Here is a 23,154-nt window from a genome sequence, read left to right as displayed (position 1 = left end):
TCCAATTATATATACGAATAAATGGATGTTCCGGCAATCCGCCCTTATTCAACGCAGATAAACAAGTACTTAAAGTAAGTGTGCTGCTTCTCTTTATCGTACAAGTTTATGAGGCTTACGATGTACAGGTCGGAAAGCGGCCTTAGATTATGTCTCTTTATATAGGATACCATCTTTTGGTACTGCTTTTCTATGTCTGATGGACCATGCTCATGATAACAGGCAACAATTTTGTTACTAGGAAGGAACCTGGAGTCCTGATTATCGGCAGGAAGGAATGAGAGACTTACTATGCTGTTGTAGACATATCTCTTTTTCAAAAGATTATCATAGCTGATTGTTACGCCTGTTGGAAAGGTAGACAAAGTCTCATTTCCAGCAGCTTTACTAAGATGCACGGAGATATCTTTTGCTATATCAGCAGTGTGGTATGCGTTGTCACTGTTTCTGATAGGCGTGGATGAGACACTGATGTCGGGAGCTATATCTTCATAGATTTTATTATAGCCGTGTTTCTCACAGGTATTTAAAATCCACATACCAAGGTGAAGGGCGCTTATTTTTTTATTTATTAAAAAGAGCTCCCTCTGCATATCCAGGATTTTGGCGTTTGCAAGCCTTGTTATTGCTTCCTTGGAGGATGAGTGGATTGTCTCTTTTATTTCCTGAAGAGAGCATCCGGCCTGCCTCATGGTGGTTATAAAGAAAAAAGATCCAATTTGAGAAGCAGAATAATAGTGATAGCCGTTATTTTCATCTACTCTTGGAATGATAATTTCCTGTTCATAATAGTGTCTTAAGGTGTCCCTTGTAGTTCCGCATAATTTCGCGAATTGTCCAACTGATAATGAATATTCCTTCTTGTCGTCTTGGAAACTATGTTTTGCCATAATAAAAAACCTCATGGATTCTAAAAATTTGTTCTTGACCTGGGGGTAACCCCCAAGATTATTGTAACAAAGAAATGAATTATTTCATAGAAAAAACAAACAAAAAAACATACATAAAAGGAGACGAAAAAAATGAAGGACGTAAAGGCAGTAATAGTAAGAATTATCGCAGAGTATCTTGATAAGGAGGAGTCAGAGATTTCAACAAGCGCATCTTTTTCTGAGATTGGACTTGATTCACTTGACATCATGGAGCTTGTAATGCAGATGCAGGAAGAACTTGATTGCAAGATCGAGCTTTCGCAGGACATTACAAATATTGATAAGCTCACAGCCCTTATCGAGTCATCAAATTCTTAATACGCATATTTGCTGTTTGCTTGGAGGAGAATATGGAAAAAAATCCTGTATGTGAAATGCTGGGGATACAGTACCCAGTCATTCAGGGCGGAATGGCCTGGATTGCAGATGCTGATCTTGCTGCGGCTGTATCAAATGCTGGCGGACTTGGACTTATAGCTGCCATGAATTCTAATGGAGAGCAGCTTAGAGCCCAGATAAAAAAGGCCAAGGAATTAACTGATAAGCCCTTTGGTGTAAATCTGATGCTCATGAGCCCATATATCGAGGAAGCTGTAGACGTTGTATGCCAGGAAAAGATAAAGGTTGTTACAACAGGTGCAGGCAACCCTGTCAAATATATGGACAAGCTCATTTCTAATGGAGTTAAGGTTATCTGCGTAGTTGCCAGCGTAGCCCTTGCAGTTATGGTAGAGCGAATGGGGGCATCTGCTGTAGTTGCAGAAGGATGTGAGTCAGGAGGCCACGTTGGAGATACAACTACAATGGCCCTAGTGCCTCAGGTTGTTGATGCTGTCAGTATCCCTGTCATTGCGGCAGGAGGAATTGCTGATGGAAGAGGAATGGCTGCAGCATTTATGCTGGGAGCAAAGGCAATTCAGATGGGAACAAGATTCCTTACAGCCAAGGAGTGTAATGTCCATCCAAATTACAAGGAAAAAGTTCTAAAGGCTAAAGACCGAGACACAATAGTTACTGGAAAGAGCCTGGGACACCCTGTAAGAGCCCTAAAAAATTCCATGACAAGAGAGTTTTCGTCCAAGGAAAACGATGGAGTAACTACAGCTGATGAGCTTGAAAAGATGGGAGCAGGAGCACTTAGAAGAGCTGCTGTTGATGGGGATGTAAAGACAGGATCTTGTATGTGTGGGCAGATTGCAGGCCTTGTTAAAGAAGAAGGAACCTGCAAGGAAATAATCACATCCATTACAGGCGAGGCAGAGAAACTTTTAAAGATAGCTATATGAGTCTTTGACAAGAGTCATGTCATATTTGCGGAGGAAGTATGGGAAAAATTGCATTTATATTTTCTGGTCAGGGAAGTCAGTTCCCAGGAATGGCCAGAGATCTATATGAGAATATTCCGGCAGTCCATAATTTTTTTGGAGTAGCTGAGGCCATAAGGCCAGGAACGATTATACAGATGCTAAAGGGCACAGAAGAGGAGCTAAAGGAAACTAAAAACACACAGCCTTGTCTTTTTCTTGCTGATATTGCAGGAGCTCTGGCCCTTGAAAGTGCCGGAATCCATCCTGACGTGGTGGCGGGCTTTTCACTGGGAGAAGTAGTAGGAATGGCAGTTTCTGACACACTTTCCAAGGAAAGCGCCTTTAAGCTTGTCTGCAAAAGAGCCCAGCTCATGCAGGAAGCCTCTAAAAAACACAAGGGCACCATGGTTGCTGTTATGGGAATGGATAAAAAAGCTCTGGAAGCTCTTTGCGATGAATTTAAAGTTTATCCTGTCAACTATAACTGCCCTGGTCAGATTGTTGTCTCAGGCTCCAGTTCTAATATGGAAGCTTTTAAAGAAAAACTTACTGGTGAGAAGATCAGGTTTGTGCAGTTAAATGTCAGCGGATCATTCCATACACCATATATGCAGGAGGCTTCAGAACAGCTTAAAAATGAGCTTCTTGATAACAATGTATACAAGGTAAATGAGAAACACAGACCTGTTTACGCCAATAAAACTGCAAGGTTATATCCTGAAAATAAAGGCCAGATCTTAGATCTTTTGACTGAGCAGATATCAAATAGCGTAAAGTGGGAGGAAACCCTTCTTAATATGGCAGAGGACGGCGTTGACACCTTTATAGAGTGTGGGCCAGGAAAGACCCTTTCTTCCTTTGTAAAAAGAACTGTCAAAGGCGCCAGAATCTTCAATATCTGCGATCTTGAATCTCTTGAAAAGATAAAGAAGGAACTAAATTATGCTTAAAGGAAAAGTGGCCGTTGTTACAGGCGGCAGTAGAGGAATCGGAAGAGCTATTGCAGAAAAGTTTGCTGAAAATGGGGCGAATCTTGCGATCATCGCAACAAGAGCCACAGAGGAAACCAAAAAGTTTATTGAAGAGCTTAAGGAAAAAGGCGTTGATGCAAGGCTCTATACCTGTGATATTAAGAACCCTGAAGAAGTTGAGAGTGTGGCAGAGGAAATAACAGCAGACTTTGGAGGCGTAGATATTCTTGTAAATAATGCCGGAATAACAAGAGACAATATCCTGCCTTCTCTTTCAATAATGGATATCGGGGATGTAATTGACGTAAATCTAAAAGGAACCATGTTTGTTACCAGATCTTTTATAAGACAGTTTGTAAGAAAAAAGAATGGAAACATTATAAATATAAGTTCCGTAGTAGGGCTTATGGGCAATAAAGGCCAGACCAATTACGCTGCTTCCAAGGCTGGAATAATTGGCTTTACCAAGTCTGTAGCAAAAGAGTACGGAAGAAAGAATATAAGATGTAATGCAGTTGCCCCGGGCTTTATAGCTACAGATATGACAGATAAATTAAGTCCTGAGCAGGTTCAGGAAATAAATAAGCAGATAACTTTGGGAAGACTTGGTAGTCCTTTAGATGTGGCAGAACTGGTTCTTTTCCTTGCTTCTGACAGATCATCTTATATCACAGGAGAAGTAATAAAGGTTGATGGAGGAATGTATGTGTAGAGTCGTAGTTACAGGGCTTGGAGTTATTTCACCTATAGGGAATGACATAGAGACCTTTTGGAACAATATAAAAAAGGGCAAATGCGGAATTGGGAAAATTGAGAGATTTGATGCATCAAGGCTAAAGGTAAGTCTCGATGCGGAGGTCAAGGATTTTGAACCCAAAAAGTATTATGAGTCCATGCAGGAAATCAGAAAGTCAGATCTTTTTATGCAGTATGCCATGGGAGCTGCCAAACAGGCAGTTGAGCAGAGCGGGATCCTTGATAGCGAGCTTGATAAGGAAAGATTTGGAGTATATGTGGGCTCTGGAATTGGAGGAATCAATTCAACAATCAGAGAAAACAATAAGTTAAATGATAAGGGACCTGATTTTGTGTCACCCTTTTTTGTACCTATGATGATCAGTAATATGGCAGCTGGAGCGATTTCTATAAAGTTTGGAGCAAAAGGTCCTACACTTCCTGTAGTTACAGCCTGTGCAACATCGACCCACACTATTGGAGAGGCATACAGAGCAATAAAGCATGGTTATGCTGATGCAATAATTGCAGGCGGAGCAGAAGCTTCTATAAATGAACTTTCAATGGCTGGCTTTGTAAATTGCCAGGCACTTAATCTTTCTGAGAACCCTGAGGAAGGAAGTCTCCCCTTTGATAAGAGAAGAGGCGGTTTTGTTATGGGTGAGGGTGCCGGGATCCTTGTTCTTGAGGAATATGAGCATGCCAAAAAGCGCGGAGCAAGGATCCTGGCGGAGGTGACAGGATACGGAAACACAGCGGATGCGTATCATATCACAGCTCCAGATCCTGAGGGAAGCGGTGCTATCAGAGCTATAAAAAGTGCTACAGAAGAATCCGGGATAAAGGACTGCAAGAGCCTTTACATAAATGCCCATGGAACAGGAACTCATTTAAATGATGCAATGGAGACCAAGGCAATCAAGGCAGTATTTGGCAAGGATGCCTATGACATCCACGTTAGTTCCACAAAATCCATGACAGGACACATGATGGGAGCAACTGGCGCAGTTGAAGCCTTGGTTTCTGTCCTTGCTCTGGAAAATGGTATCGTACCACCAACTATCAATTACAAGGAAAAAGATGAAGAGTGTGACCTTGATTACACTCCAAACAAGGCACTTAGCGCTGACCTTAAATATGCCATCAGCACATCACTTGGTTTTGGAGGTCATAACGCCTGTCTTGCATTTAAAAAGTTCGATGAGTAAAGGATGGTGCATTCATTATGAGTTTTTTAAAGGAGTATGTTGAAGTCTTTAAAGAGCTGGATTTAACTGAACTGTGCGTTGAGGCAGAGGGCCTTAAGATAAGCATGTCAAGAAATAAGCCTGAAGCTTTCTGTGGAGCATCTGCCAAGGAAAATGCAATTTTCTGTGCAGAAAAAAGTGCAGCCCAAAGTGAGGACGAAGCTGGGAATCAGGAAGAAAGTGACTTGGCAGCAAAAGTAAAATCCCCACTTCTTGGAGTCTTTTACGGAGAGGTAAATGGCAGAACATTTATAGAAGGCGATGCTGTCAAGAAGGGCGATGTTCTGTGTAGTATCGAGGCTATGAAGATGATGAATGAAGTTAAGGCGCCTGTAGATGGCGTTATATCAAAGATTGGAGCCAAGGAGGGAGACCTGGTTGAGTATGATCAGGTTCTTTTTGAAATAGCATGAATAGAGAAGAGATAAAAAAGATCCTGCCTCACAGAGAGCCAATGCTTCTTTTGGATGAGGTGGTCCTTAATGAGGATGGAAGTGCAACTGGCTACTACAAGGTAAGGGGAGATGAATTCTTTTTGCAGGGACATTTTCCCAATAATCCAATAGTTCCAGGCGTCATACAGTGTGAGATGATGGCTCAGTCAGCCTGTGCTTTGTTTCAAGAAGAGATGAAGGCAGGCACGCTTCCTGTCTACACGGGCCTTGATAAGGTCAGATTCAGAGGCATGATACATCCTGGAGATCAGATAAAGATTGATGTAAGTCTTGTAAGGAAAAGCCATCCCTTGTATGCCTTAAAGGGCGTAGTGTCAGTAGATGGCAAAAAATGTATGAGCGGCGATTTTTCTTTTGCGATAATATCGGAGGAAAACTAAGGTGTTTGACAAAATCCTAATTGCAAATCGTGGTGAAGTTGCAGTCAGAGTAATAAGAGCCTGCAAGGAGATGGGCATAAAGACTGTTGCTGTGTTTTCTGAGGCAGACAGAGATGCCCTCCATGTGAATATGGCAGATGAGAGCTACTGCATCGGAGGAGTCCGCCTAAAGGACAGCTATCTTAATATGGATGCTATTCTTACGGTGGCTTTGGAGACACATTCAAAGGCAATACATCCAGGATACGGAATGCTCTCTGAAAATCCCGAATTTGCAAAAAAATGCGCTGAAAATGGTCTTACACTTATTGGACCTTCTGCCGAAGTTATGGAGCAGATGGGACAAAAAGAGATGGCAAGAGCAATCGCTATAAGCGCAGGAGTTCCTGTTACTCCGGGAAGCGATATCCTTGATAATGCCAAGATGGCCCATGAAGAAGCTGATAGAATTGGCTACCCTGTTATTCTTAAGGCAAGATCTGGCGGCGGAGGAAAGGGAATCCGCATAGTAAGAACCCCTGAGGAACTTGATAATGCCTTTGAACTTGTAAAAAAAGAAGCAGCCAGCTCTTTTGCTGATGATGCCATATTCATGGAAAAATACCTGGAAAATGTGAAGCACGTTGAAGTGCAGATTCTTGCTGATAAAAAGGGCAAGGTTGTTATTTTAGGAGACCGCGACTGCTCAGTACAGAGAAAGAACCAAAAGCTAATAGAAGAGTGCCCTGCCCCTGTTTTATCGGATAAACTCAGAAAAGAAATGTATGAGGCTTCAACAAGACTCACAAAAAAGGTTGGCTATGTCACAGTGGGAACAATCGAATTTCTTGTAAAAGGAGATTCTTTTTACTTCATGGAGATGAACACAAGGCTTCAGGTTGAGCATTCTGTAACAGAGATGGTTTCAGGAATTGATATTGTGGAATGGCAGATAAGAACAGCTGCTGGCATGGATATTAGCTTTGAACAAAGTGATGTTTACACAGGAAATCATGCCATAGAATGCAGGATCTGTGCTGAGAATTCCAAGGACTTTAAGCCATCAACAGGGACAGTTAAGATGCTCCATGTTCCGGGGGGAGTAGGAGTCAGGTTTGATTCAGCTCTTTATACAGATTACAAGGTTCCACCCTTTTATGATTCAATGCTTGGCAAGCTCATAGTCTGCGCATCTACAAGGGATGGCGCCATCCGGAAGATGAAGAGCGCCCTGTCTGAGTTTGTACTTGTGGGAGTTGATAACAACAGAGAAATGCATATGAAATTTATGGATAATAACAGATTTATCATTGGAAATTACGACACATCCATATGTCAGAAGGTTTTGTGAAATGGATTTAAAAAAGCTTTTTTTAAAAGCAAACAATGAGCTTGAAAGTGAAAATATAAGAACTAGAAGTAGAAGGATCACCTGCAAGAAATGTCAGACGCTATCAAGCGTTTCTAAGATCAGGAAAAATAATTTTGTCTGCCCTTCGTGCGGATACTATTTTCCAGTAAGAGCAAGACGCAGAATACTTATGCTTACAGATAAAAGGAGTTTTCTGGAATTTGATGGCGACATGGAATCAAGGAATATTCTTGATTTTCCTGAATATGATGAAAAGCTTAAAGCTGCCAGGGAAAAGAGCAGAGAAAAAGAGGGCGTTATCTGCGGCGAAGCTCTGATTGGAGGCATTAAGACCTGCATTTTTGCTATGGATGGCAATTTTATGATGGGATCTATGGGAGCGGTTGTTGGCGAAAAGATAACAAGGCTCTTTGAATATGCAACCAAGAATAACCTTCCTGTTATTGGAGTGACCGTATCAGGAGGAGCCAGGATGCAGGAGGGAATGATATCCCTTATGCAGATGTCCAAGGTTTCAGCTGCAGTTAAGAGGCATAGTAACAGCGGACTCCTATACATAGTTCTTTTGACAAATCCCACTACGGGCGGTGTTGACGCAAGCTTTGCAATGCTTGGGGACATCACTCTTTCAGAGCCTGGCGCCAGGGTTGGTTTTGCAGGGCCAAGAGTTGTTGAGAAAACTTTAAAAACATCTCTTCCAGAGGGCTTTCAAAAGGCAGAAAGAGTTAAAGAGTGCGGCTTTATAGACCTTATTGTTGAAAGACATGAGCAAAAAGAAATACTGGAAAGACTTCTAAAACTCCACGGATACAACTAGAGTTTGGAATTTTATTATCACAAGGAATAAAGAAAAAACATGACTGATATAGAGATAGTTAGAAACGCTAGAGGCATAGGCCGCAGGACTTCTATAGATTATATAGAGGGAATATTTACTGATTTTATGGAACTTTCCGGTGACAGATTATTTGGCGATGACAAGGCTGTAATCGGAGGAATAGCCTTTTTAAAGGATATCCCTGTAACCGTGATCGGCATTGAGAAAGGAAAAGATACAGGTGGCAGGATCAAACACAATTTTGGAAGCGCTAGGCCTGAAGGCTACAGAAAAGCTTTGCGTCTTATGAAACAGGCAGAGAAATTTAAAAGGCCAGTAATTTGCTTTGTTGATACTGCGGGGGCCTACTGCGATGTGGAATCTGAGGAACATGGCCAGGGGCGGGCAATTGCTGAAAACTTATATGAAATGTCTGATCTTAAGACTCCGATTTTATCAATAGTTATAGGTGAAGGCGGAAGCGGAGGAGCTCTTGCTCTTTCGCATGGAGACAAAATATGGATGATAGATGACGCCTATTTTAGCGTGGTTTCTCCAGAGAGCTGCTCAAATATTCTGTGGAAGACTACTGATAAGGCAGATGTGGCTGCCAGAGCCCTGGGACTTACTGCTCAAAAGCTTTATAGTCTTGGGATAATTGATAAGATCATAAAAAATTCGGATCCTGAGTATCTATTGGATGAAATTTATAAGGAAATAGTAGGGCTTTCTAAAAAGTCATCCAAGGAACTTCTTGATCTACGATATGAAAAATTTAGAACAATAGGATATTAGAAAGGAATCCTCAATAGCCTTCTTGCAGGGATTGGGTAAACAAAAAATGACGGGATTATATACCGAGTTTTATAAAGAAATATTGGACAGTAACGGCGACATTAAGGACATAAGCTTTTCCTATGGCAGGAATTTCAACTTTGCTTACGACATAGTTGACAGATATGCCTTGGAAGAACCTGAAAAAATAGCCCTTATACATAAGAGTACAGATGGAAAGGTAAGAAAATTTTCTTTTGCCGAACTAAAGAGATTATCAGATAAGGCAGCAAACATGCTAATTGATCTTGGAATCGGTAAAAAAGATAGCGTGATGCTTCTATTAAAAAGACGATTCGAGTTCTGGATCTGCATACTTGCTCTTCACAAGCTTGGGGCTGTTGCTATTCCTACGTCGCACATGGTTTCAGCTACTGATATAGCTGAGAGACTTGTTTTGTCCGGGGCTAAGGCTGTTATATGTGTTAATTCAGATGATATCTGCCACAAGGTAAGTGATGCAATCAAAGATGCAGAAGACAAGGCAAAAGATAAAGAAAAGATAGAGCAGATTGTAGTTGGAGAAAAGTTTAACTCAGCTCTTATGTTTGATAAGCTTTTGGAAAAGGCTTCTGACAAACTTTTAAGGGTAGAAACTTCAGTAGATAACGATATGCTCTATTACTTTACTTCTGGCACCAATGGTGCTCCAAAGGCCGTGATCCACGACTATTCTTACCCACTTTCACATATTTATACAGCTAAAAACTGGCATGGAGCTTCTTGTGATGGAGTTCACCTTACTGTAGCAGATTCAGGGTGGGCTAAGTCTGCCTGGGGTAAGCTATACGGGCAGTGGCTTGTTGGAACTGCGGTTCTAGTTTACGACTATGAACAGTTCTATGCCTGGGATATTTTACAGCTATTGCAGGAAGAGAAGGTAACTTCCTTTTGTGCGCCTCCTACAATCTACAAATATCTGGTTCTTGAGGACTTTAGTAAATACGATCTGTCTTCTCTTAAGCAGGTTACAACTGCAGGAGAGCCAATGCCAATAGAAGTGTCTCAGAAATTTACTGAAAAGACTGGACTTATAATAAGGGAAGGCTTTGGTCAGACAGAGACAGCTCTTTTGATATGTACACCAGTAGGTAAAGAGCAGATTTCCGGATCTATTGGCCTTGCCAGCCCTCTATATGACATAAGGCTTGTGGATGAGGCTGGAAAAGAGGTCCCTGATGGAAGTGAAGGAGAAATAGTGATTTTTCCTAAAGATAAGTCCAAAAAGCCGCTTGGAATCTTTAAGGGCTACCTTGGTGATGAGACACTTTATCAGGAAATATGGGATGGAGGAATATATCACACCAGGGACAGAGCTATAAAAGATAAAGATGGAAATATCTTTTTCCTTGGAAGAAATGATGATGTTATAAAATCCAGTGGCTACCGCATAGGCCCCTCGGAAGTAGAAGATGTGATAATGCTGCATCCAGCAGTTTTTGAATGCGCAGTCACTGGATTTCCTTCCAAAAACAGAGGGACTCTGGTAAAGGCCAGTATTATCCTGAATAAAGAATATGAACCTAGTCAGCAGCTATCAAATGAAATCCAGGATTTTGTAAGAGAGAGGGTTGCACTTTACAAATATCCCAGAAAAATATGTTTTGTGAAGGAACTTCCAAGGACAACAAATGGCAAGATAAGTAGGGCACAGATAAGAAAAATGGACTATCATCAAAAATAAAAAAACAAAATTTGCTATTGTAAACGCTTACATAAATATGATATAACATTATTAGTAAAAATTCGTTTTGAAGCGATTTGAAAGCGCTTACAATTTAGGAGGATTTTGATGATGGATTTATTAAACTATGATGTATTAGCTAAGTCTGGCTATGAGGGTTATGTATGCAAAGAGGCACCTGTAAGAGTACTTCAGTTTGGTGAAGGCAACTTTATGCGTGCGTTTGTTGACTACTTTTTTGATATTAGTAATGAAAAGGCTGGCTTTAACGGCAAGGTAGCACTTGTACAGCCTATTGAGATGGGACTTACAGAGCTTATTAACAAGCAGGAAGGTCTCTATACTCTGTATCTTCGTGGAAGCGAGAATGGACAGAAGGTTGATGCAAAGCGTGTTATCTCTGCTGTAGACTGCTGTCTTAATCCTTACAACAAGGCAGATTATGACAAGATGATGGAGATAGCTGTTTCTGATGAGCTTGACATCATTGCTTCTAATACAACAGAAGCTGGTATTAACTATGATCCAGCTTGTAACTTTGAAGATGTTCCAGCTGCAAGCTTCCCTGGCAAGCTTACACAGGTTCTTTTTGCAAGATACAAGGCAGGCAAGAAGGGCATAGTAGTTCTTTCCTGCGAGCTTATTGACAACAATGGTAAAGAGCTTCTTAAGTGCGTCAACCAGTATATTGATCAGTGGAAGCTTGAGGAAGGCTTCAAGACTTGGGTTAACGAGGAGAATATTTTCTGCTCAACTCTTGTAGACAGAATTGTTCCTGGTAGAATTCGTGATCCTAAGGAAGTTGAAGAGCTTGAGAAGATCAATGGCTATCACGATGAGCTTATTGATGTTGGCGAAATCTTTGGTGTATGGATCATAGAGGGACCAGAGGGACTTGAGGACAGACTTCCATTCAAGAAGGCTGGAGTTAATGTTCATGTTGTTCCGGATGTTATGCCATACAAACACCGCAAGGTTCGTATTCTTAATGGTGCGCACACAGGTTTTGTTCTTGGTGCATATCTCGCTGGATTTGATATTGTCCGTGATTGTATGCACAATGACAATGTTGCTGGTTTTATGAATAAGATGCTGAGTGAGGAAGTTATTCCTACTCTTGTAGATCACCTTGATGAGAATGACCTCAATGAGTTTGCTGCAGCAGTTAAGGACCGTTTCAACAATCCTTTTGTAAATCACGAGCTTATGTCTATTTCACTTAACTCAACAAGTAAGTGGAAGGCTAGAAATATGCCATCTTTCCTTCAGTACATTGACAAGAACGGCAAACTTCCTGTATGCCTTACAATGTCACTTGCTGCTTACATCGCATTCTATTCAAGCGATGTTCAGGAGCTTACAGATGCTGGCCTTGTATGTAAGAGACCTGCAGGCAATACTTATACTGTAAGTGATGACAGATGGGCTCTTGAGTTCTTCTATGATCACAGAAATGATTCAGAAGAGGACCTTGTTAAGGCAGTTCTTTCTAATGAGAAAATGTGGGATCAGGATCTTAACAAGATTTCCGGTCTTACAGATGCTGTAATTGCAGATCTCAAGAAGATCCATACAGAAGGAGCAGAAGCTGCATACGCTAGTTGCCTATAAGTTTTCTGATTATCTGATGATGGTAGATAGCAATTGGAAATTGCAATACAATTAATATAGTAGGTATTGGCTAAATTTTTAGTTTGATATTCACATATATGACAGCCCCTGGAGCTTAATCCGGAGGCTGTTATTTTTTGCCCTTAAATAAGCTTATCTTCGCAAAAAATTCAAAGTGAAATTAATGTGATTTAGGGGCTAAACTTGACCAGAATCAATAACGAAATTACAAAAATAAAAATTTTGTAAAAAAAGTGTAGCAAAATTAATCAATATGGTTTATTATTGTAACAACACATCACTTTAAACTGTTAAACTTTAACTTAACGAAAAGCGATCAGAAGCTATAAGTAATCGTTATAGTTTAATACCGAATCTTATATTGATTTATTTTAAGCTAGGTAGTATAATTGTATACAAGTTTGAAAATGGGTAAAAACAAAGACGTTTTTACGAATATTTCTAGGTGGGGAACATAATCTTTTGATAAAAAGTGCTATTTGGATCTTCACGATACAAGTAGCTATTTTTATATATTTTCTTATTACGAATGGAGGAAAATTATGAAGAAGTACAACAGAGTAATCGCCTTACTTGCTGCTACATCTATGTCAGCTTCTCTTTTAGCTGGATGTACTCAGGGACAGGCTCCTGCGACAGACACACCTGCTGCGCAGACAAGCGAATCTACAGATACAGCTGCAACAGAAGCTACAGAGGCTCCTGCAGAGACAGCTGAGGCAGATTCAGATTTACCAACACTTGTAGGAGTAGAAGAGGATACACGTCTTGCATGTGATGCATACTCAGAGCTTTGGGATGTAGATGGTTATCAGGAAGAGTCAACAACTGTTTACAACAGAATCCTTGGAGAGTTCAACGAAGAGTATCAGAAGTCACTTGAGACAGATAATATCTCTGAGCGTTATGCTCTTATGGCTTTAGCTGAAGGTAAGCTCCTTGGATCTGGTGTATTTATTCCACTTTCAACTCGTGGTGGTAACTATGCTGTTAGAAGACATGCTCCTGGTTCTGTTACAACTACTCTTTGGGGAAATGATGAATATCGTTTGCACAACGTAATCGCTGTTACAGATTTCATCGCTAAAGAGGATTATGTAGCACTTAAGGAAAAACTTGAAGAGCTTAAGGGAACTGGCACATACCAGGAAGAGGCTAAGAAGTATCTTGAAGAGAAGGGCTACACATTAACAGATACTTTCAACTATCCAAACACATCTGATGCTAAGACATGGGATGTTCTTGCAACATCAAGATCAGCTGATTCTGAGAAGCTTGTAAACCTCTATGATGGCCTTATGGAGTATGATGCTGAGAATGTTCAGCAGCCTGCTCTTGCAGAGAGCTATGAGGTTTCTGATGATGGACTTACATACACATTCCACATCCGTGAAGGTGTTAAGTGGGTTGATTCACAGGGAAGAGAAGTTGCAGATCTTACAGCTGACGATTTCGTAGCTGGTATGCAGCACATGATGGACGCTATGGGCGGTCTTGAGTACCTTGTACAGGGCGTTATCGTAGGTGCTAACGAGTATATCAATGGCGAGTCAACAGACTTCTCTACAGTAGGTGTTAAGGCAGTTGATGATTACACACTTGAGTATACACTTACTCAGGATACTCCTTACTTCCTTACAATGCTTAGCTACGGTGTATTTGCTCCTCTTTCAAGATCATACTATGAAGGACAGGGCGGACAGTTTGGTCAGGGAACAGGATCAGGTAACTATGGTACAGATCCAGACCACATTGCTTACTGCGGACCATTCCTTGTAACAAGTTACACAGAAGGCAACTCAATCGTTATGAAGGCTAATCCTTCATACTGGAACAAGGACAACCAGAACATCAAGACTCTTAACTGGGTATTTGAGGATGGTACAGATGTAACAAAGGCATACAATGACTGTCTTGCTGGAACACTTACATCTGTTGCTCTTAATACATCAACAATTGAGACAGCTAAGGCTGATGGTAACTTTGACAAGAATGTAATTGTTACTGATACAGAAGCTACAACATACTGCGGATTTATCAATACAAACCGTAAGGGATTCGCAAACTTTAATGACGCTACAGTTACAAAGTCTTCTAAGACTGTATGGGATGCACAGAGAACATTTGTTGCTATGCAGAACAAGGACTTCAGACTTGCACTTGTAACATCTCTTGACAGAGCATCTTACAATGCTCAGAGAGAAGGCGAAGACCTTAAGCTTAACAACCTTAGAAACTCTTACACACCTGGTACATTTGTAACACTTCCTGAGGAAGTTACAGTTGATATCAATGGAACAGCTACAACATTTGCTGCTGGAACAAATTATGGTGAGATCGTACAGGCTCAGCTTGATGCTGACGGCGTAGAAGTTAAGGCTTGGGATCCTACAGCAGCTGATGGCGTTGGTTCATCAGACGGATATGATGGATGGTACAATCCTACATATGCTAAGGCAGAGCTTACAAAGGCTGTTGAGCAGCTTGCAACTCAGGGCGTTGAGATCTCTAAAGAGAACCCAATCCAGATCGACCTTCCTTATTTCTCAGGATCAGAGGTTTACACAAACAGAGCTAATGCTCTTAAGCAGTCTGTAGAGACATCACTTGACGGACAGGTTGTTATCAATCTTGTTAAGTGTGAATCTCAGGATGACTGGTTATACGCTGGATACTATCCAGAGTATGGTTATGAGATGAACGCTGATATGATGGATGTTTCCGGATGGGGTCCTGACTATGGTGATCCTCAGACATATCTTGACACAATGCTTCCTGATTATGCAGGATACATGGTTAAGAGCCTTGGAGTATTCTAATTAGTACTCAATTCTGATTTGATTTGTAATAGGATATTGCAAATAAAATTGGAGAAAGTGGGAATTTCATCTTCCCACTTTCTCCATTATGTTGTATAATGTTGTGGCTGTGTATTTATTAAATTTTCATAAACCACATATTACAGCTATACAATAATTATCTACCGCAAAGGGAAAAAGCTATGACTAAGTATGTATTGAAAAGACTATTGCATGGACTTATTTCATCATTCGTTGTTGTTACTATCGTAATGATAATGATCTATACCATGCTGGACAGAAACCTGATCTTTGCTCAGGATAATGTCTTTAAGAACTATGGCAATAACGAGAAGACTGCCTACATGTACAGAAAGTGGGAGGAGTATGGATATCTTGACCTCCTTACATATCAGGATTATTTGATCATGCTCCAGGAACAGGGAGAACTTGATGAGGAGACCAGAGTTAAGGCTGCCTCAATTGGTAAGAAGCCTGAGAACGACAGCGAACTTACAGCTGAGTATGTTCAGAAGTTCCAGGAATATTGCGATGCCAACGGTTACACTGTAGTAAGATGTAACGCCATTATGGTATCACCCAAGAAATATGCTAACGGTGGAGCACAACAGCTCTTTGCGTCCAAGGATTATCCTATCACGCATAGACTGATCACATATATTACAAGCCTTTTTAATGTTGATAATATTCACTATGTTGATGAAGATATAGATATAGGAGAGAGGAAGATCACATTTACTCTCCATGATCCTGTTTATGGTGGCAGCACATTTGCACCAGCTATTATGGGTAACGGTACATATCACAAATACTTGTTATATGTAGACAAGCAGTTCCCATTTGTACATCAGAACCTCTTTACACTTAATCTTGGTAAGTCTTATGCAGTCAATCAGGGTATTGATGTATTTGATACAATGACCAAGAAACAGGGTTCATATGTAATGCAGACAACTACATTCCCTACAGGACTTACAGAGGAATCAGCTGATGATCTTCATACTGCTGTATTCTCTTATGGCTCTAGAGAGACCAACAAGGTTAACTCAGACAGATTCACAGATGACTACACAAGTGTTAATACTTTCAAGAATGGTAAGTCCAAGATTGGATATTCTTTCTCGATTGGTATTATTGCAGTTCTTCTTATGTACCTTATTGGTATTCCGCTTGGAATTGCAATGGCCAGACACAAGGATAAGCTCGTTGATAAGATTGGAACACTTTACATAGTATTTATTGTAGCTGTTCCTTCACTTGCTTATATCTTCCTGTTTAAGGCTATCGGTGGTAAGCTTGGCTTCCCTACTACGTTTGATATTCAAGCTACCAGCAAGATGGTATATGTACTTCCTATTGTATCTCTGGCACTTAAGCCTATAGCTGATACAATGAAATGGCTCCGTAGATATATGATCGACCAGATGAATTCAGATTATGTCAAGTTTGCAAGATCTGGTGGTCTTACAGAGAGCGAGATATTTAGAAAGCACATTCTCAAGAATGCAGCTATTCCGATCATCCACGGCGTACCTGCTGGTATCCTGGGATCTATTGTTGGAGCTATTATTACAGAGCGTGTTTATGTAGTACCTGGTGCAGGTAACCTGCTTACAGTTGCTATTAACCAGTATGATAATGGTGTTATCGTTGGTGTAACACTTTTCTACGCAATTCTTTCAGTAGTGAGCATCATTGCTGGTGACGTACTTATTTCTATAGTTGATCCACGAATCAGCTACACAGGAAAAGCTAGGTAATATATTAAGTAGAACGGAGACAATGACAATGGAAAATAAAGATTCTCTTTTTACAGTAGAGGGAATGACAGATGAAGAGCTTTTTGCTCGCGTAGACCACAACAGTCTTGAGTCAGAGAAGATCACAGCTCCAAGATATTCATACTGGAGATCAGTATTTAGAGTGTTCTTCAAGAAGAAAATAAATATAGTTATTCTTTCACTACTTGCATTTATTATTTTATTTGCATATATTTATCCATCACTTATAAGCTACGATAGATTCGGAAATCTTCTGGATTCTACAGCCAAGCATCTTATGCCTGGTGCGGCTATGAAGAAGTTTGGATACAATATTCACTGGATACTTGGTTCTGGAGCTTCAGGACAGTCAACATTTGATGCTATCTGGACAGGTTCAAGAATATCAATTTCCCTGGCATTTATCTGCGCTGCCATCAATATGACGGTTGGTGTTTTGGTTGGTGCTATTTGGGGATTTAGTAAGAAGATCGATATGTTTATGATGGAGGTTTACAACATCGTAGGTAACGTTCCTCAGATCCTTCTTATTTCAGTACTTGTACTTATCCTTTCACCAAGCTTCTGGTCAATGGTATTTGCTCTTACAATTACTGGTTGGCTGTTTATTGCTTATTTCATCAGAACACAGGTTATCATTATCAGAGATAGAGAATATAACCTTGCCAGCAAATGCCTTGGAACACCTATTACAAGAATCGCAACCAAGAATATCTTGCCATTCATGACATCAGTAATTGTTACACTTCTTGCAGTTGAGATTCCTTCATATATTTCATATGAGGTATTCCTTGCTTATATTGGTATGGGTATGTCAGATATGTCTCTTGGTAGACTTATCTATGAAGCGGAGAGTGCTATGGTAACTCCTGGCTGGCAGTTTGAGTTCTGGAGCCCTGTAGTAATTGCTTCAATCATCACGGTTGCTCTTTATGTAACAGGACAGAATTTGGGCGATGCATCAGACCCTAGAACACATATGTAAGGAAAACGGGAAAATGGAAGATAAGAAAGTATTATTATCAGTTAAAGATTTGGAAGTTAAATTCCGTGTAAGAGGCCGTATTCTTACAGCTATTCGCGGTATTTCACTTGATATTTACGAGAATGAATCCATTGCCATCGTAGGTGAGTCAGGATCTGGTAAGTCAGTATTTACTAAGACTTTCGCCGGAATGCTTGATTCTAACGGATTTATCAGCAATGGTGATATCATTTTCAACGATGAGGAGCTTTCCAATACTATCGTTACTCTTAACGCAGCTGGTAAGAGAGAGCTTAACTCTATCACAGACAAGCTTAATGCTTATTCACCACTTGAATTTGGCGCAGACACTTACAAGAAAATCCTTGATCTTGAATCAGAAAAGAGAGCTAAAGAGACTCTTTCAGATGAGAAGGATCAGGAGTTCAACAAGAGAATCGCAGACGTTAAGTTCAAGAAGACAGAGGAATTTAACTTAAAGCAGACCTTTGATCCTAAGAAAGAAAAGGATAAGATCAAAGAGTCTGAGAAGAAGATAAAGGGTTATGAGGATGAGATCAAGGCTATCTTAAGGGAAAGAGAGAATCTTATCGCTCAGCACAAGGCCGATGTAGCAGCTAATGCAGCTTACCTTGCTGACTATAACAGAAAGCTTCAGGCTCTCAAGGATCAGTACAAGAATGAGATTGCCAAGGCAGTTACCAAGGAGCAGGTAGCCCGTAATTCAGTTATTGCCAAGGAAATCTATCTTTCAGTTGGTAGATTTGGCTATACTAAGAGAAGAAAGTATGTTGCAAGACTTCTTGCAGATTTCAAGAAAGCTCTTAAGATGGGCGAGAATATTGCAGATGAGGAAGTTAAGATCAAGCTCTTTGACAATGTTATGTATTGTCAGCTTGTTGATGAAGCAGAGACAAAGCTTACAGGCAGAATCCACATCAACCTTGCAAGAGTTACTGATCCAGAGGATTGGGGACAGACTCGTGGTAAGAAGATTGCCACTGTATTCCAGGATCCTATGACATCACTTAACCCTATCATCACTATTGGTAAGCAGATCACTTCAATCATCATGAAGCACCAGAACTGCTCTGAGGTAGAGGCTAGAGTTCGTGCTATAGAGATCATGAAGAAGGTTGGTATTCCTAATGCTGAGAAGCGTTTTGATGATTACCCATTCCAGTATTCAGGTGGTATGAGACAGCGTATCGTTATAGCTATCGCTCTTTCATGTCAGCCTAAGATCCTTATCTGTGATGAGCCTACAACAGCTCTTGATGTTACTATTCAGGCTCAGATACTTCAGCTTCTTAAGGATCTTCAGAAGGAATATGGTTACACAATCGTATTCATTACACATGACCTTGGTGTTGTTGCTAATATCGCTGACAGAGTTGCAGTACTCTATGGCGGACAGATAGTAGAGCTTGGTACTGTAGAAGATGTATTCTATGATTCAAGACATCCATATACATGGGCGCTTTTGTCATCACTTCCACAGCTTGCTCAGAGAGATACAGAGCTTTACTCAATTACTGGTACACCACCATCACTTTACAACAAGATTATTGGAGATGCTTTTGCTCCACGTAATCCATATTGCCTTAAGATTGATACAATTGAACAGCCACCTATGTTCAAGGTAAGTGATACACATTATGCTAAGACATGGCTTCTTGATCCAAGGGCACCTAAGATTGAAAAGCCGGAAATTATCCGGAATATTCATGAGAAGTTTTTAAAGATTTACAATGTAACGGAGGTTTCTGAAAATGCCTAATAATTCATTTCCTGAACATGGTCCAATAGATCCAGAAACAGGCAAAGAAATACTCCTTTCTGTGAAGAATATCGACATCACATTCGGAAAGGGAGACAGTGCATTCAAAGCTGTTAAGGATGCAAGCTTTGATATTTATAAGGGCGAGACATTCTCACTTGTAGGTGAGTCTGGTTCCGGTAAGACTACTATTGGTCGTGCTGTTATCAGAGTTAACCCTGTTTCTGCTGGTGAGATTCAGTATAAGGGCGAGAGAATTTCTGGTAATATTTCCAAGTCTCTTGATAGAGAAGTTATTAGAAATATCCAGATGGTATTCCAGGATCCTGCTGCTTCTCTTAATGAGAGAGCTACTGTAGATTATATTATTTCAGAAGGTCTATATAACTTCCATCTGTACGAGAACGAGGCAGACAGAGTACAGAAGGTAGAGAAGATGATCGAAGAGGTTGGACTTCTTCCTGAGCATCTTACTCGTTACCCTCACGAGTTCTCTGGTGGACAGAGACAGCGTATCGGTCTTGCAAGAGCAATGGTTATGGAACCAGAACTTGTAGTTGCGGATGAGCCTATTTCAGCTCTTGATGTATCAATCAGAGCTCAGGTTCTGAACCTCCTTAAGAAGTTCCAGAAGGAGAGAGGAGTTTCATATCTCTTCATTGCGCATGACCTTTCAATCGTAAGATTTATTTCTGATCGTATCGGTGTTATCTACAAGGGTAATATCGTTGAGGTTGCTGAGACAGAGGAACTCTTCCAGTATCCTCTTCATCCATATACCAAGTCTCTTATATCTGCGGTTCCTATCCCAGATCCAAGACTTGAGAAGAACAAGGTTCTGTTTACTTATGATCCTTCAGTTCATGATTATTCTGAGGATAAGCCTGAACTTGTAAATATCGGACATAACCATTTCGTATATGGTAACAAGAAGGAAATTGAGGAATACAAGAAGCTTCGTGATGAGAACAAGCCTATTCAGGCTGTTACTATTGATCCAGAGGAAGCTAAGAAGCAGAGAGCCAAGAACACAGAGTTCATGGGCGACGAGGAAGTTGAGTCCAGCGAGATCCTCAGCGCACCTGTTCATGATACAGGAAGTGTATGGCTTACAATTCTTTCATTCTTCCTTCCTATACTTGGTCTTCTTGCTGCATTTGTATTTAGAAAGAAGAACTACATTAGAAATTATAAGAAGTGCAAGAAGGGCGCTATTGTTGGCCTCTTAGTTCGTGCAGCTGTGGTTGTACTGTTCTGCATACTTCTTGTAATGGCAACATTATAATTTCATACTACATACAGTCATAGATTATGCAAGGTCGATGTCGAAAAGTCGCATCAAATGGGGCTTTATTGACATTGACCTTGAATTTGCGTTATGATGAATATTGGAATTGCTCATTTTTAGCGATAATAAATGACAATTTACTAATTTTTCGCGGGGGCGCATTATGGTTTGTAGTATGACTGGCTTCGGCAGATGCGAAGTCACAGAAGGACAGCGCAAGTATACAGTAGAACTTAAGTCTGTTAATAACAGATATCTTGATCTTGGCATTAAGATGCCAAAGAAATTCAATGCCTTTGAGGCGGCTATCCGCTCAGAACTTAAGGCATACATGAAACGTGGTAAGGTTGACGTTTTCATCATCTATGAGGATTTTTCCGAATCAGATTCCAAGGTAAAATATAACAAGGCAATTGCTCAGGAGTATTATAAATATCTTGATGAGATGGCTTCAGATTTTGGCCTTGATAATGACGTCAGGATTTCAGTTCTTTCAAGATTTCCAGAGGTTTTCACAATGGAAGAGGAAGAACTTGATGAAGACGAGGTTTGGAATGGACTTAAGAAGGCTATAAATGGCGCTGGTCAGCAGTTCCTTGAATCCAGAGTCAAAGAGGGTGAGTTCCTTTCAAGAGACCTTACTGAGAAACTGGATGGAATGCTTGATAATGTTGAATATATTACAGAGCGTTCACCAGAGATCATTACTGAGTACAAGGCTAAACTTCGAGAGAAGATAGCAGATCTTTTAGAGGACAAGCAAGTTGATGAAAATCGTCTTGCTATGGAAGTTACTATTTACGCAGATAAGGTTTGCGTAGATGAGGAACTTACAAGGCTTCGTAGCCATATTAAGGCTACGAAGGAAGCACTTATAAAGGGTGATGACAAGGACGGTATAGGAAGAAAGCTTGATTTCCTTGCACAGGAGATGAACAGAGAGGCCAATACTATTTTGTCCAAGTCTACTGACCTTAAGATTTCAGATAGGGGCATTGCACTTAAGACTGATATCGAGAAGGTAAGAGAACAGATACAAAATATAGAGTGATATTGAGTACCAAAGTGGAGACACACGTATATCACAAATAAATAGAGTGAGAGTAATAAAAATGAAACGAAAAGGTATTATTATAGTTGTTTCCGGATTTTCTGGAGCTGGAAAAGGTACTATCATGAAGGCACTTATTGCCAAGTATGATCAATATGCGCTTTCAATATCAGCAACAACCAGAAATCCAAGACCAGGCGAGGAGAATGGCAGAGAGTATTTCTTTGTAAGTAATGAAGAGTTCGAGAAGCTTATAAAAGAGAACGGACTTATCGAGCATGCGGGATATGTGAACCACTATTATGGTACTCCTAGAAAGTTTGTAGAAGATAAGCTTAATGCTGGAATTGATGTTATACTTGAAATAGAGATTCAGGGAGCTCTTCAGATCAAAGAGCAGTATCCTGATGCGGTTCTTTTATTTGTTATGCCACCTTCTGCCAAGGAACTTGAGAAGAGACTTCGCGGAAGAGGAACAGAGTCAGAGGAAGTCATCAGACAGAGACTTAACAGAGCAGTTGAAGAGTCTGTAGGAATTGAAAACTATGATTATATAGTAATTAATGATAAACTAGAGGACGCTGTTGAGGAAGTTCATGGTATAATATCATCAGCACACAATACTCCTGACAGGAATAAAGAGTTCATTGCTAAGATGCGAGAGGAACTTGGAAATCTCTAATAATATTAATTATATGTTTTAATATTTTTGTATTGTGTTATAATGTGTTAGTTTTAGCATGGATATTATTGTGCTTTACTATATTTTATACGGTATGTTATGTGCGTAAGACGCAGGAAAGGATTTTATATGATACACCCATCTTATGTTGATCTTATGAAGGTTATGAACAAAGGCGTAGAGGAAGGCGAAGAGCCTGTTGTTAGCTCCAGATATTCAGTAGTTATGGCTACTGCTAAGAGAGCTAGACAGATCATTGCTGGTGACGAGCCTATGGTTAAGGTTAAGGACAAGCAGAAGCCTCTTTCAATTGCTGTTGATGAGATGAACCAGGATACTCTTCGTATTCTTACAGATGAAGAGAAGGAAGAGATGAATGCTTCTGAGAACAATGAGGCTGAGGCTACAGAGAACGAGTAATAT

Annotated in this window: 21 protein-coding genes; 20 read left to right on the top strand and 1 reads right to left on the bottom strand. The window is 40.4% G+C overall.

The features are described 5' to 3' along the window. Window positions 1-44: 44 nt before the first annotated feature. Window positions 45-890 (bottom strand): MerR family transcriptional regulator, encoded by an 846-nt coding sequence (locus BLO53_RS09090; protein WP_176757226.1) that lies wholly within the window; start codon window positions 888-890, stop codon window positions 45-47. 132 nt (window positions 891-1,022) lie between these two features. On the opposite strand from BLO53_RS09090, the gene BLO53_RS09085 reads away from it, so the two are divergent. From BLO53_RS09085 to rpoZ, 20 genes are all read left to right on the top strand, one after another. Continuing rightward, window positions 1,023-1,250, top strand: a complete 228-nt coding sequence (locus BLO53_RS09085) for an acyl carrier protein (protein WP_092060740.1) — start codon at window positions 1,023-1,025, stop codon at window positions 1,248-1,250. 32 nt (window positions 1,251-1,282) lie between these two features. Further along, a complete protein-coding gene (fabK, locus tag BLO53_RS09080; protein ID WP_092060738.1) occupies window positions 1,283-2,218 on the top strand; it encodes an enoyl-[acyl-carrier-protein] reductase FabK in 936 nt (311 codons plus the stop codon). Window positions 2,219-2,256: 38 nt separating this feature from the next. Then, a complete protein-coding gene (locus BLO53_RS09075; protein WP_092060736.1) occupies window positions 2,257-3,189 on the top strand; it encodes an ACP S-malonyltransferase in 933 nt (310 codons plus the stop codon). Then, window positions 3,182-3,922, top strand: coding sequence for a 3-oxoacyl-[acyl-carrier-protein] reductase (gene fabG, locus BLO53_RS09070; protein ID WP_092060734.1), 741 nt, complete (start codon window positions 3,182-3,184; stop codon window positions 3,920-3,922). The genes BLO53_RS09075 and fabG overlap by 8 nt, the downstream gene beginning before the upstream one ends. Next, on the top strand, window positions 3,915-5,153 hold the full coding sequence (gene fabF, locus BLO53_RS09065) for a beta-ketoacyl-ACP synthase II (RefSeq protein WP_092060732.1): 1,239 nt from the start codon (window positions 3,915-3,917) through the stop codon (window positions 5,151-5,153). The genes fabG and fabF overlap by 8 nt, the downstream gene beginning before the upstream one ends. A gap of 17 nt (window positions 5,154-5,170) precedes the next feature. Then, entirely contained in the window at window positions 5,171-5,605 is a 435-nt protein-coding gene (locus tag BLO53_RS09060; protein WP_092060730.1) for an acetyl-CoA carboxylase biotin carboxyl carrier protein, read from the top strand. Further along, window positions 5,602-6,027, top strand: a complete 426-nt coding sequence (fabZ, locus tag BLO53_RS09055) for a 3-hydroxyacyl-ACP dehydratase FabZ (RefSeq protein WP_092060728.1) — start codon at window positions 5,602-5,604, stop codon at window positions 6,025-6,027. The genes BLO53_RS09060 and fabZ overlap by 4 nt, the downstream gene beginning before the upstream one ends. A 1-nt stretch (window position 6,028) precedes the next feature. Continuing rightward, entirely contained in the window at window positions 6,029-7,357 is a 1,329-nt protein-coding gene (locus BLO53_RS09050; RefSeq protein WP_092060726.1) for an acetyl-CoA carboxylase biotin carboxylase subunit, read from the top strand. 1 nt (window position 7,358) lies between these two features. Next, window positions 7,359-8,195, top strand: a complete 837-nt coding sequence (locus tag BLO53_RS19635) for an acetyl-CoA carboxylase carboxyltransferase subunit beta (protein WP_092060724.1) — start codon at window positions 7,359-7,361, stop codon at window positions 8,193-8,195. 39 nt (window positions 8,196-8,234) lie between these two features. Then, the gene (gene accA, locus BLO53_RS19630) at window positions 8,235-8,990 is read left to right on the top strand and encodes a carboxyltransferase subunit alpha (protein WP_092060722.1); all 756 of its coding nucleotides are present in this window, start codon (window positions 8,235-8,237) and stop codon (window positions 8,988-8,990) included. 46 nt (window positions 8,991-9,036) lie between these two features. Then, window positions 9,037-10,713: an AMP-binding protein gene (locus BLO53_RS09035; RefSeq protein ID WP_092060720.1), complete on the top strand. Its 1,677-nt coding sequence runs from the start codon at window positions 9,037-9,039 to the stop codon at window positions 10,711-10,713. A gap of 111 nt (window positions 10,714-10,824) precedes the next feature. Then, window positions 10,825-12,324, top strand: a complete 1,500-nt coding sequence (locus tag BLO53_RS09030) for a tagaturonate reductase (RefSeq protein WP_092060798.1) — start codon at window positions 10,825-10,827, stop codon at window positions 12,322-12,324. A gap of 563 nt (window positions 12,325-12,887) precedes the next feature. Then, window positions 12,888-15,164 (top strand): ABC transporter substrate-binding protein, encoded by a 2,277-nt coding sequence (locus BLO53_RS09025; RefSeq protein ID WP_092060718.1) that lies wholly within the window; start codon window positions 12,888-12,890, stop codon window positions 15,162-15,164. A gap of 182 nt (window positions 15,165-15,346) precedes the next feature. Further along, complete coding sequence (locus BLO53_RS09020) at window positions 15,347-16,924, top strand: ABC transporter permease (RefSeq protein WP_092060716.1); 1,578 nt, start codon at window positions 15,347-15,349, stop codon at window positions 16,922-16,924. A 28-nt stretch (window positions 16,925-16,952) separates the two neighbouring features. After that, complete coding sequence (locus BLO53_RS09015) at window positions 16,953-17,930, top strand: ABC transporter permease (protein ID WP_176757225.1); 978 nt, start codon at window positions 16,953-16,955, stop codon at window positions 17,928-17,930. A gap of 13 nt (window positions 17,931-17,943) precedes the next feature. Continuing rightward, window positions 17,944-19,710 (top strand): oligopeptide/dipeptide ABC transporter ATP-binding protein, encoded by a 1,767-nt coding sequence (locus tag BLO53_RS09010; RefSeq protein WP_092060714.1) that lies wholly within the window; start codon window positions 17,944-17,946, stop codon window positions 19,708-19,710. Then, window positions 19,703-20,995, top strand: coding sequence for an ATP-binding cassette domain-containing protein (locus BLO53_RS09005; RefSeq protein WP_092060711.1), 1,293 nt, complete (start codon window positions 19,703-19,705; stop codon window positions 20,993-20,995). The genes BLO53_RS09010 and BLO53_RS09005 overlap by 8 nt, the downstream gene beginning before the upstream one ends. 166 nt (window positions 20,996-21,161) lie before the next feature. Beyond that, window positions 21,162-22,049: a YicC/YloC family endoribonuclease gene (locus BLO53_RS09000; protein ID WP_092060708.1), complete on the top strand. Its 888-nt coding sequence runs from the start codon at window positions 21,162-21,164 to the stop codon at window positions 22,047-22,049. 61 nt (window positions 22,050-22,110) lie between these two features. Then, complete coding sequence (gmk, locus tag BLO53_RS08995) at window positions 22,111-22,731, top strand: guanylate kinase (protein WP_092060706.1); 621 nt, start codon at window positions 22,111-22,113, stop codon at window positions 22,729-22,731. A 129-nt stretch (window positions 22,732-22,860) separates the two neighbouring features. Continuing rightward, window positions 22,861-23,151 carry a DNA-directed RNA polymerase subunit omega gene (gene rpoZ, locus BLO53_RS08990; RefSeq protein ID WP_035789815.1) on the top strand — a complete coding sequence of 97 codons (291 nt, stop codon included), beginning with the start codon at window positions 22,861-22,863 and terminating at the stop codon, window positions 23,149-23,151. Window positions 23,152-23,154 lie beyond the last annotated feature (3 nt).

It is taken from the genome of Butyrivibrio sp. INlla14, from assembly GCF_900102515.1.
Classification (GTDB): Bacteria; Bacillota; Clostridia; order Lachnospirales; family Lachnospiraceae; genus Butyrivibrio.
The sequence above is the reverse complement of the archived record's forward strand: the minus strand, read 5'-3'. Positions and strand labels throughout refer to the sequence as shown.